The sequence below is a fragment of the Bacillus sp. OV322 genome (assembly GCF_900112495.1).
In the GTDB taxonomy this organism is placed as follows: Bacteria; Bacillota; Bacilli; order Bacillales; family DSM-1321; genus Peribacillus.
On sequence record NZ_FOMA01000010.1, the window covers coordinates 62852 to 79390 of the forward strand.

At 41.2% G+C, this 16539-nt stretch carries 13 protein-coding genes and 2 riboswitches; of the genes, 11 read left to right on the forward strand and 2 right to left on the reverse strand.

Features of this window, described 5'->3' with window-relative positions; all coding sequences use genetic code 11:
- Positions 1–187 precede the first annotated feature (187 nt).
- Positions 188–305, forward strand: a riboswitch (SAM riboswitch).
- A 160-nt stretch (positions 306–465) separates the two neighbouring features.
- The 5 genes from BM126_RS20135 to BM126_RS20155 all read left to right on the forward strand — a co-directional run bounded on the left by BM126_RS20135 (position 466) and on the right by BM126_RS20155 (position 4811).
- Positions 466–1482, forward strand: a complete 1017-nt coding sequence (locus BM126_RS20135) for a methionine ABC transporter ATP-binding protein (RefSeq protein WP_090991188.1) — start codon at positions 466–468, stop codon at positions 1480–1482.
- Positions 1472–2140: a methionine ABC transporter permease gene (locus BM126_RS20140; protein ID WP_090991220.1), complete on the forward strand. Its 669-nt coding sequence runs from the start codon at positions 1472–1474 to the stop codon at positions 2138–2140. Before BM126_RS20135 ends, BM126_RS20140 begins: the two co-directional genes overlap by 11 nt.
- A complete protein-coding gene (locus BM126_RS20145) occupies positions 2137–2985 on the forward strand; it encodes a MetQ/NlpA family ABC transporter substrate-binding protein (protein ID WP_141770115.1) in 849 nt (282 codons plus the stop codon). The genes BM126_RS20140 and BM126_RS20145 overlap by 4 nt, the downstream gene beginning before the upstream one ends.
- 58 nt (positions 2986–3043) lie before the next feature.
- Positions 3044–4234 (forward strand): M20 family metallopeptidase, encoded by a 1191-nt coding sequence (locus BM126_RS20150; protein WP_090991190.1) that lies wholly within the window; start codon positions 3044–3046, stop codon positions 4232–4234.
- Between the two features lie 145 nt (positions 4235–4379).
- The gene (locus BM126_RS20155; protein WP_090991191.1) at positions 4380–4811 is read left to right on the forward strand and encodes a VOC family protein; all 432 of its coding nucleotides are present in this window, start codon (positions 4380–4382) and stop codon (positions 4809–4811) included.
- Between the two features lie 266 nt (positions 4812–5077).
- On the opposite strand, the gene BM126_RS20160 is transcribed toward BM126_RS20155, so the two are convergent.
- Complete coding sequence (locus BM126_RS20160) at positions 5078–8215, reverse strand: efflux RND transporter permease subunit (RefSeq protein ID WP_090991192.1); 3138 nt, start codon at positions 8213–8215, stop codon at positions 5078–5080.
- 188 nt (positions 8216–8403) lie between these two features.
- Here BM126_RS20160 and BM126_RS20165 point away from each other — a divergent pair, with 188 nt between their 5' ends.
- From BM126_RS20165 to BM126_RS20185, 5 genes are all read left to right on the forward strand, one after another.
- Positions 8404–9282, forward strand: a complete 879-nt coding sequence (locus BM126_RS20165) for a TetR/AcrR family transcriptional regulator (protein WP_177201524.1) — start codon at positions 8404–8406, stop codon at positions 9280–9282.
- Between the two features lie 239 nt (positions 9283–9521).
- Complete coding sequence (locus BM126_RS20170) at positions 9522–10421, forward strand: diacylglycerol/lipid kinase family protein (RefSeq protein ID WP_090991194.1); 900 nt, start codon at positions 9522–9524, stop codon at positions 10419–10421.
- A gap of 131 nt (positions 10422–10552) precedes the next feature.
- The gene (locus tag BM126_RS20175; protein ID WP_090991195.1) at positions 10553–11215 is read left to right on the forward strand and encodes a hypothetical protein; all 663 of its coding nucleotides are present in this window, start codon (positions 10553–10555) and stop codon (positions 11213–11215) included.
- A 15-nt stretch (positions 11216–11230) separates the two neighbouring features.
- On the forward strand, positions 11231–12481 hold the full coding sequence (locus BM126_RS20180) for an efflux RND transporter periplasmic adaptor subunit (protein ID WP_090991196.1): 1251 nt from the start codon (positions 11231–11233) through the stop codon (positions 12479–12481).
- A gap of 188 nt (positions 12482–12669) precedes the next feature.
- Positions 12670–12821: riboswitch (cyclic di-AMP (ydaO/yuaA leader) on the forward strand.
- Positions 12822–12949: 128 nt separating this feature from the next.
- Entirely contained in the window at positions 12950–14209 is a 1260-nt protein-coding gene (locus BM126_RS20185; protein WP_090991197.1) for a cation:dicarboxylate symporter family transporter, read from the forward strand.
- A gap of 251 nt (positions 14210–14460) precedes the next feature.
- On the opposite strand, the gene BM126_RS20190 is transcribed toward BM126_RS20185, so the two are convergent.
- On the reverse strand, positions 14461–15342 hold the full coding sequence (locus tag BM126_RS20190) for a LysR family transcriptional regulator (protein WP_090991198.1): 882 nt from the start codon (positions 15340–15342) through the stop codon (positions 14461–14463).
- Positions 15343–15445: 103 nt separating this feature from the next.
- Between BM126_RS20190 and BM126_RS20195 the strand changes: the two genes are divergently transcribed.
- The gene (locus BM126_RS20195) at positions 15446–16537 is read left to right on the forward strand and encodes a citrate synthase/methylcitrate synthase (protein WP_090991199.1); all 1092 of its coding nucleotides are present in this window, start codon (positions 15446–15448) and stop codon (positions 16535–16537) included.
- Positions 16538–16539: the final 2 nt, after the last annotated feature.

Genomic DNA, 16539 nt, shown 5'->3' on the forward strand with positions numbered 1-16539 from the left:
ATATGATTTTCTCCGTCAACCGTTCCCTTTTTTTCTGTAAAATCTTGTTCTGAATTCTTTTTGTAGACATAATTTAGAAGGACCAGCCGGAAATTTTTTATTGAGAATTTTAAAAAAATATTGACTTATCTCATAAGTCTGCCTAATATTGTAGTTACAAATTAAAAAACAATTGAATAAATGCTATTACTTATCCAGAGAGGTGGAGGGACTGGCCCTGCGAAACCTCGGCAACGGGTTTGCTGCTTATTGCAAATACCGTGCTAATTCCTGCAAATCGGTACAATCGGTTTGAAAGATAAGAAGTAGATCGGCTTATACATATAAACCCTTCTTCTTATCTGTCATGGATAAAAGAAGGGTTTTTTCGTTTCCGGGAGATTGATGAAAGGGGCGTCTTATATGTATATTTCTGATTAAACTTATAAGAATAATTGGTTAATTGCGCCGTAGGAGGAATTAAAATTGATTGAAATCAAAAATGTTTCAAAGGTTTATCAGGGAAAAACCCCTATTCATGCACTAAATAATATTTCTCTGACAATAGATAAGGGAAATATATTTGGAATCATAGGATTTTCAGGAGCAGGAAAAAGCACGTTAATAAGATGTCTTAATCGGTTAGAGGAACCGACAGAAGGAACAATCAGCATTGATGGATTGGACTTGATGTCATTGAATGAAAGTGAGCTTAGGAAAACACGCAGGGAAATTGGGATGATTTTTCAGCATTTTAACCTGCTTTCTGCTAAAACCGTTTTTGACAATATTGCAATGCCGCTATATCTACAGGGAAAAAAGAAGCGGGATGTTCAAAAAAAGGTGCTGGATCTCATTGAATTTGTTGGACTAAGCGGAAAGGAAAATGTTTATCCGGGCCACCTGTCTGGCGGACAAAAACAGCGTGTCGGAATCGCCAGGGCCCTTGTGACAGATCCCCAGATCCTGCTTTGCGATGAAGCAACATCTGCATTGGATCCAGAAACAACAAGAAATGTTCTTGAGCTGTTAAGAAAGGTGAATAAAGCTTACAGCATTACCATTGTCCTGATTACACATGAAATGAGTGTGATTCGTGATTTATGTGACAAGGTGGCGGTAATTGACGACGGGGAAATCGTTGAAGAAGGGACAGTTTATGATGTGTTTACTAATCCTCAGAAAAGAATTACCCGTAATTTCGTTAATACCGTTTTACAAAATGAAATACCGCCTCATTTATCGAAAAAAATAAGAAGCGGGACCTATTACCGTCTAGTTTTTCTGGGGGAAAAAGCGGCACGCCCTTTACTATCGGAAGTTTCCAAGCAGTTTGATATTCATCTGAACATCCTGTATGGATCTATTACAGAACTGCAGGAAAAACCATACGGAAATCTTTTTATTGCGATTGACGGAGAAATTGAGGAAAGAAATAAAGCCGTCCAATTTATCTTGAATAGCGGAATCGACATAAAGGAGGCTGAAGCGCATGGAGCTTAATTGGGAATTTTTCTGGCCGCAGTTTTTCCAGGCTTGTGAAGAGACGTTTCTCACTGTGTTTGGATCATTTATTTTTGGAACAATCATAGGACTGCCTTTAGGCATTATTCTAGTCATCACGAGACCCGGACATATCATGGAAAATAAAGCGGTCTTTCTTGCCCTGAATACCATTGTGAATATTGTCCGTTCTGTACCCTTTATTATTCTTCTGGTCGCTATCATTCCATTTACAAGGCTTGTGACGGGGACATCAATTGGTGTAGCTGCAGCGATTGTGCCTTTGTCCATTTTTGTAGGCCCGTATCTTGCAAGGCTGATTGAAAATTCCATGCTCGAGGTGGATAAAGGCGTCCTGGAAACAGCTCATGCCATGGGAGCCACAAAAATGCAGATTATCACTAAATTTATTATCCCTGAAGCAGTGCCATCATTAATACTTTCGTTTACTACAGCGACAATCGGACTAATCGGTTCGACAGCAGCGGCGGGCGCTGTGGGTGCAGGAGGTCTTGGGAACCTTGCAATTACTTATGGCTATCAGCGCTTTATCACGGTCGTTATTGTCATTACAGTCGTATTGCTTATCGTTAGCGTTCAGCTTATTCAAAGCTTTGGAAATACATGGTCAAGATATGTGAGGAGGAAAAGAGGATGAAAAGATTAAGTATTGTTTTCGCGGCAGTGGCAAGTCTGATATTGGTTTTAGGAGCATGCTCATCAAATTCAGCTTCCAAGGATGGAGGCACGCGCACAATAAAAATAGGGATAAATGGTGACGACAATGATCTTTGGAGCCTTGTACAAAAACAGGTAAAAGACGATGGAATCAACCTGAAAATTGTATCTTTTTCAGATTATGTCCAGCCTAATACAGCCTTAAATGATGGCAGCATTGATTTAAATTCTTTCCAGACCATCACCTATATGAATCAATTTAAACATGATCACAACTTGGATATCTCAGCAATCGGCTCAACAGTTATAGCACCAATGGGGATTTATTCAAAAAAATATAAAAAGATAGACGGCATACCGGACGGAGCTACCATTACAATACCTGATGATGTAACAAATGCAGGCCGGGCCCTTAAGCTTTTGGCGTCGGCAAAGCTTATTACTCTAGTGGATAACTTTGATCCGAGAGGCAGTGTGGACCAAATCAAAGACAATCCAAAGCATTTGAATATCAAACCAATTGCAGCCGGACAAACAGCCAGATTGCTTGAGGATGTGGGAGCGGCTGTCATTAATAATGGGTTTGCCGTGCAAGCCGGCCTGAAGCCTTCCAAAGACCCGCTTTATAAGGAAGATCCGAATGACAAATCAGCCCAGCCTTATATCAACGTAATTGCTGCTGCCACAAAAAATAAAAAGGATAAAGATTTCCTTAAAATCGTAAAAGCATATCAGTCGAAAGCAGTTCACGATTACATCATCAAACGCGATAAAGGTGCCACGGTGCCAGTAGTAACCTCGATAGATACAATTAAAAACTTATAGGCTGAAAGTTTTTTTCTGGCCAGCCCAAATATAAAGATAAGAGAGAGGAGAAGTTTATATGACAGTAGAAGTTGAAACACAAAGAGATTTGATTGTGAGAAGCATTGAGGATGGCAGGGATAGATATATAGAAGTGAGCCATTACATCCACGAGAATCCTGAAATAGGAAACCAGGAATATCTTGCATCCGATACATTAACTAATATCCTGGAGGAAGCTGGCTTTGAAGTGACAAGAAATGTCGCCGGCCATGAAACGGGCTTTATAGCAAGAAAATCGTCAGGAAAACCGGGCCCCTCCATTGCGTTTTTAGCAGAATATGATGCTTTGCCGGGTCTTGGGCATGCCTGCGGCCATAATATTATTGGAACAACGAGTATTGCTGCTGGAATTGCTTTATCAAAAGTGGTTGAGGAAACCGGCGGAGAAGCTGTTGTTTTCGGTACGCCTGCAGAAGAAGGAGGCCCTAATGGAAGTGCGAAGGGGAGCTTCGTTAAACATGGATTGCTCGAAGGCATAGACGCTGCGCTCATGATACACCCGAGCGGTAAAACAGGGCTGACAAGTCCGTCTTTGGCAGTTGATCCTTTAGATTTTTTCTTTTACGGAAAAGCGGCACATGCTGCGGGATCACCGGAAGAAGGAATAAATGCCTTAGATGCAGTCATTGGTTTATTCAATGGAATCAATGCCCTTCGGCAGCAATTGCCTTCAGATGTAAGAATACACGGAATCATTACCCATGGAGGCGATGCACCTAATATTATTCCTGACTTTTCCTCTGCCCGTTTCTTTATTCGTGCCAGCACATGGAAACGTGCGGAAGAAGTGTCAGCTAAGGTCAGGAATGTTGCTCAAGGTGCCGCACTTGCTGCAGGAGCTACCGTGAAGATTGAGCGATTCCAAAATGAAGTGCATGATATTGTTATCAATTCATCATTGGATGAAGTTCTTCGGGAAGAGCTGGAGAACCTCGGAGAAACCGTTGATAAGAGAAGCGGAGGAATTGGCTCCACAGATGCCGGCAATGTAAGCCATGTGGTGCCGACAGCACATCCTTATATAAAAATCGGCCATGACGAACTGATTGCACATACAAATGAATTCCGCGAGGCAGCCGGCTCCAGTCAGGGAGAACATGCATTAATAACAGGAGCCAAAGCCCTTGCATTGACAGGCTACCGGCTCCTGACAGACAAAGAATTGCTGCAAAAAGTCAAAACAGAATTCCGCAGCGCGGAAAAATAAACCAGGCAAAAAAATCATAAAACTCTGAATCAGAGGGTTTTATGATTTTTTTTAGGGGTCTGACCCCATTTTGTCGAAAAGTATTTAATTTAAATGAAGTTCCCGGCGTTTATACTGTGTATAAACAGTGGTTAGGAGTGGTGATATGGTCCCGCAGCGTGTATCGCTTATTACAATAGGAGCAATTGATTTGCCGGAACTTCGCGCTTTTTATCAAAAGCTGGGCTGGAGTGAACCGGAAATGAGTTCAGATCAATATGCAGTGTTTAAAACAGCTGGTGTGCTGTTGTCCCTCTTTCCTTTAAAAGAACTGGAAGCTGATTCGGGAGTGCAGATTCATAAATCTAAGGATACCTATCAAGCTATTACTCTGGCCATTAACGTAAATACACCCGAAGAAGTTGATGCCGTTATTAGCCATATCCGAAAAATAGGAGGGAAAATCCTCCGCGAACCAAGTGCTGCATTCTGGGGAGGGCGGACCGCTTATTTTGCAGATATTGAAAATAACATCTGGGAGGTAGCTTGGAATCCCGATTCGGTATTTGACGAAAAAGGAGCTATGACTTCTTTTTAGTAATGGTCTGTATATCTTTCCTGTTCGGCAGAAATTCATTTATGGTATACCTGACATGAGTGCAGTAAAGAGAAAGAGTTAGACGCAGGCGCCATGGCGCCGCGTCACCCTGCATGGCGCCCCAAAGCCAAGGAGGACTTACAGAAGACGAGCGACACAAATACTGATCTAAATAGCTTTAATGCACATATCACCCGAATAATTGTAATATGGGAAAAACAAAAATGCCCCTCACGGAATGTGAGGGGCATTTGACTATTAAAGCATTATGCTTTATTTCTTTTTTTCTTTTTGCCGAAGCTTGTGATGAATTCGTATACGACAGGGACGATGACAAGAGTTAATAAAGTGGAACTGATCAAGCCGCCAATTACGGTGACGCCCAGTCCTTTTGAAATTAATCCCCCGCCTTCAGTGCCGATTGCAAGCGGAATGAGTGCTCCCACTGTTGCGATGGCTGTCATAAGGATTGGACGTATCCTTGTTGCTCCAGCTTCTAGAAGGGCATCACGTTTGTTTAGTCCTTCTTCTTCCTTCTTGATTACTCTGTCTATAAGGACAATGGCGTTGGTCACGACGATTCCAATCAGCATAAGTGCGCCAATCAATGCAGATACACTGATTGTTTCACCTGCAAGGAATAATCCGGCCAATCCGCCGATAATCGTAAATGGCAGAGAGAAAAGGATAGCAATAGGTGCAAGCCCTCCGTGGAAGGTGATGACAAGAATCAAGTAAACAATCGCGATGGCAGCTAGCATGGCAAGTCCAAGCTGGCTGAATGAATCGCCTATTTGTTCGGAAACTCCGCCAAGGGAAATGCTCGCTCCCGCAGGCAAGTCCAGTTTATCTATCTTATCCTGAACTTCTTTGGTCACTTTTGAAACATCTTTGCCTTTAATTTTAGCGGTAACGTCAGCATACCTTTTTCCGTCGCGGCGGGTTACAGTATCCGGTGATTTACCTTCTTTGATTTTGACAACCTCTTTTAGAGGAACTTCCATTCCAAGAGGGGATGTAATGGTTTTGTCAGCTAAATCATTTTTATCCTGGAACTGTTTATTTTGTTTTTCAATATAGATATTTACATCTTTTCCGTCTTTTTTGATGGTTGTTAATGTTTCTTTTTCACCTGTTGCAGAAAGGGCCATCGCGACCTGTGAAGCAGTCAGGCCAAGATCACTCAGTTTGCTTTGGTCAGCAACAAGCGTGTATTGCTGATAAGACGCAGATAGTGTAGTATCGGTATCTTTTAAGCTGCTGTTATCATTCAGCATCTTAGTCACTTTTTTGACGATCGGCTCTATTTGATTCAGATCTTTTCCGTAAACATGGAGTGTTAGCTCATTGTTGGAGCCTGAGCCGCTGAAGTCCTGCGATTTCCATGTTCCGGCAGTGCTGAATCCGGTTAGATGCTTTAATGATTTGTCTTTCTCAGCTTCAAAATTCTCTGTGTTATTTTTATAAGAGACGTACAGCATCGCCGAATTGCCGGAACCTGGCATCATCGGGTTTTCACCGCCGATTGTGTACTGCACAGAGGTTACCTGTTTTTTATCCATAAAGAACTTCTCAGCTTTAGCGGCTGCTTTTTCAACATCTGTTTTCTTTTCTCCCGGAGAAGGTTTATACGTGACAATCATGGTTTTCTCTTCATCCGATGGAATGAAGCTGACGCCAATCTTTGGAACAAGCAATAAACTGCCTGCCAGCAATAAAATGGCGATGACAAATGTGATGAGTTTATGGTTCAAAGACCAGTTCAGTACTTTGCGGTAAGAATTCGATAATTTGCTTGGCTTGCTTTCGTGACTTTTCCCTTTTATGCTGTTTTTAAATAAAGAATGGGCCATAGAAGGAACAATGGTAATGGCGACAAGCAGGGAAGCCAGCAGCGCAAAAACAATTGTTAAGGCAAATGGCAGGAATAGTTCTCCTACAGGTCCTTTTACAAGGGCAAGCGGCAGAAAGACCGCAATCGTTACAATGGTAGATGAGAAAATTGGAATGAACATTTCTTTCGTTGCTGAACGGATGAGTTCGCCGCCCCTTAATTCTTCGTCTTTCAATGTCATTCTTCTGAATATATTTTCAATAACAACAATGGAGTCATCGACTACACGTCCGATCGCTACGGTCATCGCTCCTAAAGTCATGATGTTCAAGGTGATATCGAATTGTTTTAAAACAAGAACAGCGATCAGCAATGAAAGCGGAATTGAGATGACTGATATAAGTGTAGTGCGGATATTCCTTAAGAAAATCAAAATGATCAGCACGGCAAAAATCCCGCCCACAATTGCTTTGTTAAGCATGGTTTTTACTGATTGCTCAATTGGTTTTCCCTGATCAAATGTTGTGTGAATCTTTGATCCTGGCGTATCCTTTTCGAATTTTTTCAGCTCTGCTTTTACGTCGTTTACAACATTGACAGTATTCGCATCTGGAGATTTGGTTACTTGAATGCCGATGGAATCATGTCCGTTGGTTTTGGAAATAGTTTCAGCCTGGCCGGTAATTTTGATGTCGGCGATGTCAGAAAGCTTAACCTTTGCCAGCTTCGTCTGCGGCTGGGAGGCTGCAGTTGGCTGGTTTTGGCCTTGAGCTGCTTGTCCGGCCATTCCTTGCGGCGGCTGCATCCCTTGAGTTCCTGCAGGTTTAGGTGAAACAGGAATTTCAATGTTTTTTAAGTCCTTAAGAGTGCCGATGTTGCCATCAACAGCAATGGTTTTTTCTTTATCTTTAAAATTGAATAATCCAAGAGGCACTGAAACATTGGAACCCTGAATCATCTGTTTGACGGTTTGTTCGTCAAGGCCGTATTGTGCCAGCTTTTCTTTTTTGAAGACTAATGCCCCTTGCTGGACCTGCTGTCCTGAGGCAGTCACTTCTGAAACTCCGTCAATTCCCTCAAGCTTAGGGACAAGGTCCTCTTCTACCTGCTTTGTCAATTCGGTCAGATCGGCCCCGGCATTTGTTGCGCTCAGGGCAATAACAGGGAAAGCGTTGAAGTCGATGCGCGAAACTTTTGCCTCCTGTGCCCCTTCTGGCAATTCCAGTCCTGAGATGGCTTCTTTGACTTCATCCACGGCTTTGTCCATATCTTTATCATAGTTATATTCTATTTGTATGGAAGATGCGTTCGCCATGGATGATGAACTGACAATATCTACTCCTGAAAGATTGCTGACTCTTTTCTCAATCGGTTCAGAAATTTTATTCGCTACTTCATCCGGTGCTGCACCAGGGTAAACCGTGGATATGCTGATTACCGGTGTCGATATGCTCGGCAGTGTTTCGAGTTTCATATTCAAACCGGAATATATTCCAGCGGCAACGACGATAATTGTCAGCAGCCAGATAGCCAGTTTGTTTTTAAGGGAAAACTTAATAATCGATTTCATCTGATTCCTCCGAGATCAAATTTATGACCAACTAGTCACTTCTAGAATATATAGGAATTAATGTTTCAATGCAATAATAAATACCCTCGACTATAGGCTCTATTGAGATTTGCAAATAAATAATATACAATGGGAGACATAATGACTGAATGGTCATTTCATTTGAATGGATGTTAGGTGGATGTTCTATGAAAGAAAAAAGCAGGCTTATTATGGAAGCGGCCTTAGCGTTATTTGCTGAGGGAGGATATCATGCCACCTCGATACAAGAAATCGTGGATAAGTGCGGGATGGCAAAGGGTTCCTTTTATAATTACTTTAAATCAAAGGACGAATTGCTGCTTTTTATATTTACTCATTTCTATGAATCGATCCAGAGTGAATTATCATCTGTAGAAGGAGACGATTCCTTGGGTGAAAGAGCAAAATTTGCTAAACAGCTATCTGTTCAAATAAACCGGATGCTTGAGAATACAGCATTTATTAAGATGCTGATGAAAGAACATATGCACCATATTACTGAAGAGCTGGATCAATTTTTATTAATAATCCAAAAAGGGAATTTTTTATGGCTCCAAAAAAAGATGGAAAGCCTTTATCCTCAATTGAGGGAAGAGTATATTCCTGATTGTGCCATAATGATGGATGGCCTTTTTAAATCCTATATGTCTTTGAGTTTAATGGAAGGGAAAGCTGAATTTGACAGTGGAAGGCTCCCTGAGTTTCTCTTGAACCGCCTGGATTCCATAGTGGAAGGACTGATGGATGAACAGGGACCGCTTCTTAAAGATATTGCTTTTCCGAATGCCGCAGATACGGAGGGTATCTTGACACTTCTTAGGGAAGCTGTAAATGAAGCGATTGAGTCGGTTATCTCCAGCGGGGGGGTTCATAGTCCCAGCAAGAAAAAAGAACTAGAAACACTTCAGGCTATAAAAAGCGAATTGGAGAAAACATCTCCAAATTCAATTATTTTAGAAAGCCTCCTTTTGATGGCTGAAAAAATTAATGTGAAAAATTCATCGCTCCTTATACTTAGGAAGCGGCTTAAAAAATACCTTTATTAACCAGGCAGCATAAAGCTGTCTTTTTTTAGTGTGTCAGACATGCTGCTGAATATACAAACCCTATTATTTGAGGTCATTTGAAGCTTTTAAATGGTTTGGGTTTTTTTTACAAAAAAGTTTATAATAATAAAAAAGCATTAAAGCAAAGTATTTTCTGAACAATAAATAATGTTTTAAATCCATGGGTTTAGGAAAGCGTTAGACATATACATTTTGAGAAGCAGAAAGTAGGCGGGACGATGAAGTGGAAAAAAGGTTTGCTGATTTATAATCAAAATGCCGGCGGCGGAAAGCTTGAAAAGAATTTGGGAGAATGCCTGCCGGTCCTTTCGTGCAATATTGAGGAGTTTCTGGTTATTCAAACAAAAGAGGCTGGTGATGCAGAAAGGTTATGCAGGGAATACGGGGAAGATATGGATGTAGTATTTGTCCTCGGAGGAGATGGGACGGTTCACGAATGCGTAAATGGTTTGTCTGTACTTAATAAGCGGCCAGTCTTAGGCATTTTACCTGGCGGGACCTGCAATGACTTTTCAAGGACGCTTAATTTGCCGCAAAAAATCGGAAAAGCAGCTGAAGAAATGATGTCAGGCAGGATAAAGGAAGTGGATGTCGGCAGAGCCGGAGAGAGGTATTTCTTGAATTTTTGGGGAATCGGACTTATTACGGATACTTCGAGCAACATTGATGAACATGAGAAAAACCTTTTTGGGAAAATCGGCTATTTTTTAAGTGCCATTCGGACGCTAGGAGATAATGAACCATTTTCCTTCACAATGGAGTATGACGGAAAAACGATAGAGGATGAAGCAATCATGATTCTTGTCCTCAACGGAAAGTACATTGGGACAAACCTGCTTCCGTTTCCCCTGATCGACAGCCGGGATGGATTAATGGATATCGTCATTCTAAAGAAATCGAACATAGCCGTATTCAAAGAACTCTTAGCAATGAAAAGGCTGGCAGCCGAAAGCGCAGAACCTGACTCGGGTGTATGGTATCTTCAGGCAAGTGACATTAAAATTCAAACCGCCAAGGAGATGGAAGCCGACACAGATGGAGAGATTTATCTGAAAACACCTGCCAATATTCAAGTCATGAAAAACCACCTCCCTATGCTTTGCGGACCAGAAGCTTAACCTGCATATGTCTTCAGTGGCGGCGGTTACAATAAAATTAACATAAAGTTTACAGCATTCGTTTGTTCATTTTGTCCAGTTTTACGTTAAAATAGGAGATAACATATTTTAAAGTTTACGGGGGAACATAAATGATCTATCAAATGCATTTTGTAAAAGGCCTGCTTCATCCGGCATTAAGCAGATATCAACTAAAAGAGGCGGAAGCTGTGACCCGGTTTGGCCCTTCCTTGTTTTTGCTGTATGCTGTCAGCTTGCTGGTTTATGGAGTGGGAGCTTATTATGGGTTAGGATCAGAGTCAATCTCCAAAGAGCTGACAAAGCTGACGCCAGGGGAATATGAAGCAGCGAAAATGCTGTTTTTATATGGAAAGCTGGCAGCGGGAGCTGTGTTTCCCTCTCTATTTTTCTTTGGTGCATCCTTGGTTTACTGGATGCTTTTGGATATTTCATACATAAAAATTGTGATTGTCCAAATGATTGTATTCAGTTTATATCTGCTGGAAAAGCTGCTGCTTGTACCGATTTCCATTTTCCTTAACGTAAACCAGGATGCAAACCCTTTTTCATTCGGGGTCATCAGCCAGCATTTTACTTCCAATGAGTATTTGATTCACTTATTTGGAAATATTACGCTGTTCCAGCTTACTATGATTGCGCTATCCTGCTATTATTTGAAATTTTTGTCTGAAAAAAGCAGATTAATAGTTTGGCTGTCGGTTGCATTGGTTTTTATCATCACTTGGACAGCTGGGGCATTCCTCGCTTATCTTGATGTTAGTGTGATTCTGTAAGGGGCTGTGGAGATTATGAAAACTACGTACAAAACTATCATTCTATTGGCGGCATTATTATTTATTTGTATTAATGTGTATTTAATTGTAAAGGAAAACAGCAAAGTGGAAAGAACGCTCTTTGTCAGCAAATGGTCGTCTGTCAAAAAAGAGAATTTGACAAAATCCTTTCACACTTCTGGTGTAATAAAACCAAATAATGAATATCCGGTTTACTTTAACGGCGGGAACGGAAAGGAATTCCAGAAGTTCCTTGTTGAAGAAGGCGATGAAGTAAGTGCAGGCACCGCACTTTTTCAATATACTTCCCCGGAAGCAGACAGAATCAAAAAAAATCTTGAAGCAGAAAAATCCCAGGCTGCAGGCGACATGAATGGAATTGACGCGTACATCAGCAAGCTTGAAAGCTATAAGGAAACCATTACAGCAGATATGCCTGTTACAGATGAAAATGCAGATATAAATAAAAATCTCAATCTTGCATCTGATGCCTCTAATCAGGCAATCCTAAGCGCGATTGAACAAGAAATTTATAAACAAGAATTAGAAAAGACCAAGCTTGAATCACAAATGAAAAGATTTGACGAACAGCTCGCCTTCATGGATGAACAAAGCAATACCGCAGCCGCAGCAAGCCAGGCAGATGGGTTTGTGAAAAAAATCAATAAACATTTGAAAAATCCCATTCTTACAATAGCATCCAAGACACCTTCGGTAGAAGGTATGTTATCAGAAAAAGAATTTAGAATGGCTAAAACAGGGATGATTATGACCATCAAAACATCCGAATTAAAAAGACCGCTTAAGGGAACAATCGTAAAAATTAATCCCTACCCTGTTAAGGAGCCTTCTGTCCATTCCAAAAATTCCTACCGTTTTAAAGGGAGCATAAAAGAAACCCAAAGAGAGCTTCCCATTGGTTCTAACGTTGCTCTAACCGTCACAGCAAAAAATGCAAAAAGAGTATCAGCTATTGAAGAGGAAGCTGTGCATGTAAAAAAGCAGCCTCATGTTTATAAAATAAACCCAAAAGGGTATATAAATAACCAATATGTTGAATTAGGTCTTCGTTCTCAAGGAAAGCAGGAAATAAAAAGCGGTTTGACTGCTGGCGAATTTGCTGTAGTGTCACCATGTAAAACGCCTCAGGATCACAGTTTGTTTATTACTCCTCTATTAGTCAGTGAAAATGGAGCCCCAGATTATAAGAAAATTGCCAAGCACTTAACAATCCGCTATCTATTGACTGGTTTTTTGGAAAAATAGATCTTTAATAATGGTGTTGGGCATTTCCTCGTGCTGTATATTTAGCATGAGGAGATTTTTTTATTGAGGGCAGCGAGAGGATTTTTTGATGCGTCAGGAAATCATTTCTGTTATCCAGCATTTTCTGCAGGGAGTTATAAACAAAAAGGATTTACAGATTTGCTTTTATAGGATAATATTTTATTATAATTCAATTTCCGCTTAATCTTGTTTTTGAGAACGGGGGAACCAACTTTGCGGTGTATTCCGCTTGGGGTGAATTCTGACTTCAGAAAGGGCTAATGTGTGTTTCCTGGCCCTAACCCGACAGCTAACCTCGTCAGCGTCTTAAAGGGAACAGTATGTGAATTTCGTTCGCATGAAAAGACACCCTACGTGTCTTTTTTTTGAACCAAAACATCTATTTGTTTCCCTTGCCGAGACAAATTTCTTTTCCACAATAGAATTACACAGAAGGTGAGGATGTAGATGAAACGAATTGGTTTGGCTTGGCAAATATTTATAGGCCTGGTGATTGGAATTATTGTAGGGGCCATTTTTTATGGAAACTCTGACATAGCTAAATATTTGCAGCCTATTGGAGACATTTTTCTCCGTTTAATTAAAATGATTGTTGTACCGATTGTTATTTCAAGTATTATCATTGCTGTTGCAGGTGTAGGGGACATCAAACAGCTTGGAAAAATTGGCGGTAAAACGATTTTGTACTTTGAAATTATCACGACTGTCGCCATCTTATTAGGATTATTGTCGGCAAATATCTTCAAGCCGGGTGCCGGTGTAGATATGGGACACTTAAGTAAAACCGACATAAGCTCATATGTGGACACAGCAAAAACGACTGAACAGCATTCGTTTGCTGATACAATCGTTAATATAGTTCCTGCGAACCCGATATCAGCGATCGCCAATGGCGATATGCTTGCCATTATCTTTTTTGCCTTGATGTTTGGTTTTGCTATTTCAGCCATAGGTGAAAAAGGTAAACCTGTGATTCACTTCTTCCAGGGAACGGCAGATGCCATGTTTTATATGACAAACCAGATTATGAAAGTGGCTCCAGTGGGTGTATTTGCGCTTATCGGTGTAACAGTTTCCAAGTTTGGGCTTTCTTCGCTTATACCATTAGGCAAGCTCATTATTACGGTTTATGGAACAATGTTCTTCTTTATAATCGTTGTGCTGGGACTTGTTGCAAAAATAGCGGGATTCAGTATTTTCAAATTAATTAAAACATTGAAAGAAGAGCTAATATTAGCATTTTCTACCGCGAGTTCTGAATCAGTGCTTCCTAAGCTTATGGAAAAAACGGAAAAGCTCGGCTGTCCGAAGCACATTTCATCATTCGTTATTCCAACTGGCTACTCATTCAATCTGGACGGTTCTACACTTTACCAATCGCTTGCTGCTATTTTCATTGCCCAGATGTATGGGATTGATTTGAGCATCACCAAGCAGATTTCATTGGTTCTTGTCTTGATGGTTACTTCAAAAGGAATCGCAGGTGTTCCTGGAGTTTCATTCGTTGTTCTCCTTGCCACACTTGGTTCTGTGGGAATTCCGGTTGAAGGACTTGCGTTTATTGCAGGTATTGACCGTATCCTGGATATGGGCCGTACCGTTGTAAACGTAATAGGAAATTCCTTGGCTGCAATTGTTATTTCGAAATGGGAAGGCAAATTCGACCCTAATAGAAATATGCATGCGGCAGAGAAGGTTAACGGATAATGTAAAAAAGCTCGTATCGCTTAATGGCGGTTCATCTGAGGATGGCCTGCATTAACCGATGCGGGCTTTTTTTACGGCTAATGCGTTCATTCTGGGACCAGCAAACAAAAAGTTGTCTAAAGTGCCTTTGACCCAGATCCTAAGTAAGACTCCATATTACTATGAGCTGTATGTGTCTGTGAAACTGAGTCTGAACGCATAACCAGGAAGCGGGAATCTATCTTTATGAAGGGTGCCTGGCTGCTTGGCTTTTACTGATAGTAAAACTGAGACAGAAATTGGCGGAAGCGCGTGCCCTCTTCATGCTGATATTTGGCAATGAAATAGCTGCGGGCCATAGGAAGGGAAAGTTCATCTGTTAATATTTCCGAAAATCTGCCTTCAAGTAATTCCCTTCTGACGATAGAGGACGGCAAAAAGGAAATTCCGAGTCCTTCTTCAATAAATCGTTTGGTCACTTCGATTTGTGTCACGACCATTGTTTGGACATAAGCGTATTTCTTCTTGATTTGTTTCAGCAAATCTCCCCAATATTCTGGGTGGTTATGAGTTAAAATTTTATGCTGCTGGAACAATTCCTCCATATCGACCGGCGGGCTGCTATCGCTATACCAGCCATCATGCGGGGCAATCATGATGACAGGATCCTCATAAAGCGGTGAACACGTTAACTCTGTGTGTACAATCAGCATTCTCGAAAGCCCGCAATCTGCTTTTCCATCTAATATGGCAGCGGGGATATCCTTAGACTCCATAACCTGAATTTCCAAAGAGATATCAGGGTTTAGGATCATGTATTTTTTCAGGATTGAGGGCATGATTGAAGAAGCAATTAATGGTGATATAGCAAGAGTCAGCTTGCGGGAGCGGCCTTGTTTGAAATCTTCCATATCCTCAATGCCTTCTTGATGTATGGCGAGGAGCTTTTTTGCGAACGGCAGGAAGCGCCTTCCTTCTGCGGTCAGCTGGACCCTTCTCCCAATTCTCTCAAAGAGCTCGCTTCCTAAGTACTCTTCCAGCAGTTTAATATGGACCGTAACGGAAGGCTGGGAAATGAACAACTCTTCAGCAGTCATTCGGAAATTTTCATATTTTGCCGCAACTGTAAAGGTCTGAAGCCATTTTAAGTCCATAAGGAACCTCCTGATTAAAAAAATTAATCAAAATTAGTGTAAATTTTCAATATTTTCTATTAATTATACGGCTTATTATATAAGTAGAAAAGGAGGAGTTAAAATGAGTAAAGGGTTAAAGGGAATCATTGCTGCTGAAACTTCCATAAGCATGATTGACGGGGAAAAGGGTCTGCTGATTTATCGTGGATTTGATGCTAAAGAATTGGCTCTGACAAGGTCATTTGAGGAGTCAGCCTATCTGATATGGCATGGAGAATTGCCTGATGAAGTCCAGCTTAATGCGCTAAAGGTAAAGCTTAAGAAAAAAAGAATGCTGCAGCCTGAAACAATAGCAATACTTAAGGCTTTACCTGCAGATATGGAATTAATGGCGGCCATCCGCACAGTTATTTCATCCATGGGAACCCGGAACTTTAATGAAATGCCAGTTATAGAGCAGGCGGTTGAACTAACAGCTGTCATTCCTTCCATCATTGCCTGGCGATATAGGGAAAGCAAAGGGTTATTGCAGATTGAACCTGATGAATCGCTCAATCATGTGGAGAACTTTCTCTATATGCTAACAGGGGAAAAGAGGCTGGGGGCCAAAAGGGAGGCTCTGGAGGCCTATATGATTTTGACGATGGAGCACGGAATGAATGCATCGTCATTTGCGGCAAGGGTAATAGCATCAACAGAATCCGATTTAGCATCAGCAGTTACAGGCGCGGCGGGTGCCATGAAAGGACCTTTGCATGGGGGCGCGCCGAGCGGGGTCATTGAATTATTAAATGAAATAGAGTCAGGAGGGGGGATAGAAAGAATACTCCGTCTCAAGCTAAATAACGGGGAAAAACTGATGGGTTTCGGACATAGAGTTTATAAAACAGCTGATCCAAGGGCGATTGCTTTACGTGAAATTGCCCAAAGAGTTAGCGGAAATAATTCTTGGCTTGAATTGGCTGTAGAAACAGAAGACTGTGCGGTTAAATTACTCAAGGAATATAAGCCTGGAAGAAACCTTTATGCCAATGTAGAATTTTATGCGGCTGCCGTTATGAAAGCAATAGGTATGGAAGATGAATTGTTTACTCCTGCATTTACAGCGGCAAGAATAACAGGGTGGACTGCTCATGTGATGGAGCAATGGTCAGATAATGCTATTTACAGGCCGGATGCGAGATATATAGGAGTAATTAAGGAAAAAGGATAAAT

Excerpts from the sequence above, each read along its gene's own strand:
- BM126_RS20140 (WP_090991220.1), top strand. The coding sequence starts at position 1,472 with ATGGAGCTTAATTGGGAATTTTTCTGGCCGCAGTTTTTCCAGGCTTGT.
- BM126_RS20145 (WP_141770115.1), top strand. The coding sequence starts at position 2,137 with ATGAAAAGATTAAGTATTGTTTTCGCGGCAGTGGCAAGTCTGATATTG.
- BM126_RS20150 (WP_090991190.1), top strand. The coding sequence starts at position 3,044 with ATGACAGTAGAAGTTGAAACACAAAGAGATTTGATTGTGAGAAGCATT.
- BM126_RS20155 (WP_090991191.1), top strand. The coding sequence starts at position 4,380 with ATGGTCCCGCAGCGTGTATCGCTTATTACAATAGGAGCAATTGATTTG.
- BM126_RS20160 (WP_090991192.1), bottom strand. The coding sequence starts at position 8,215 with ATGAAATCGATTATTAAGTTTTCCCTTAAAAACAAACTGGCTATCTGG.
- BM126_RS20165 (WP_177201524.1), top strand. The coding sequence starts at position 8,404 with ATGAAAGAAAAAAGCAGGCTTATTATGGAAGCGGCCTTAGCGTTATTT.
- BM126_RS20170 (WP_090991194.1), top strand. The coding sequence starts at position 9,522 with ATGAAGTGGAAAAAAGGTTTGCTGATTTATAATCAAAATGCCGGCGGC.
- BM126_RS20175 (WP_090991195.1), top strand. The coding sequence starts at position 10,553 with ATGATCTATCAAATGCATTTTGTAAAAGGCCTGCTTCATCCGGCATTA.
- BM126_RS20180 (WP_090991196.1), top strand. The coding sequence starts at position 11,231 with ATGAAAACTACGTACAAAACTATCATTCTATTGGCGGCATTATTATTT.
- BM126_RS20185 (WP_090991197.1), top strand. The coding sequence starts at position 12,950 with ATGAAACGAATTGGTTTGGCTTGGCAAATATTTATAGGCCTGGTGATT.
- BM126_RS20190 (WP_090991198.1), bottom strand. The coding sequence starts at position 15,342 with ATGGACTTAAAATGGCTTCAGACCTTTACAGTTGCGGCAAAATATGAA.
- BM126_RS20195 (WP_090991199.1), top strand. The coding sequence starts at position 15,446 with ATGAGTAAAGGGTTAAAGGGAATCATTGCTGCTGAAACTTCCATAAGC.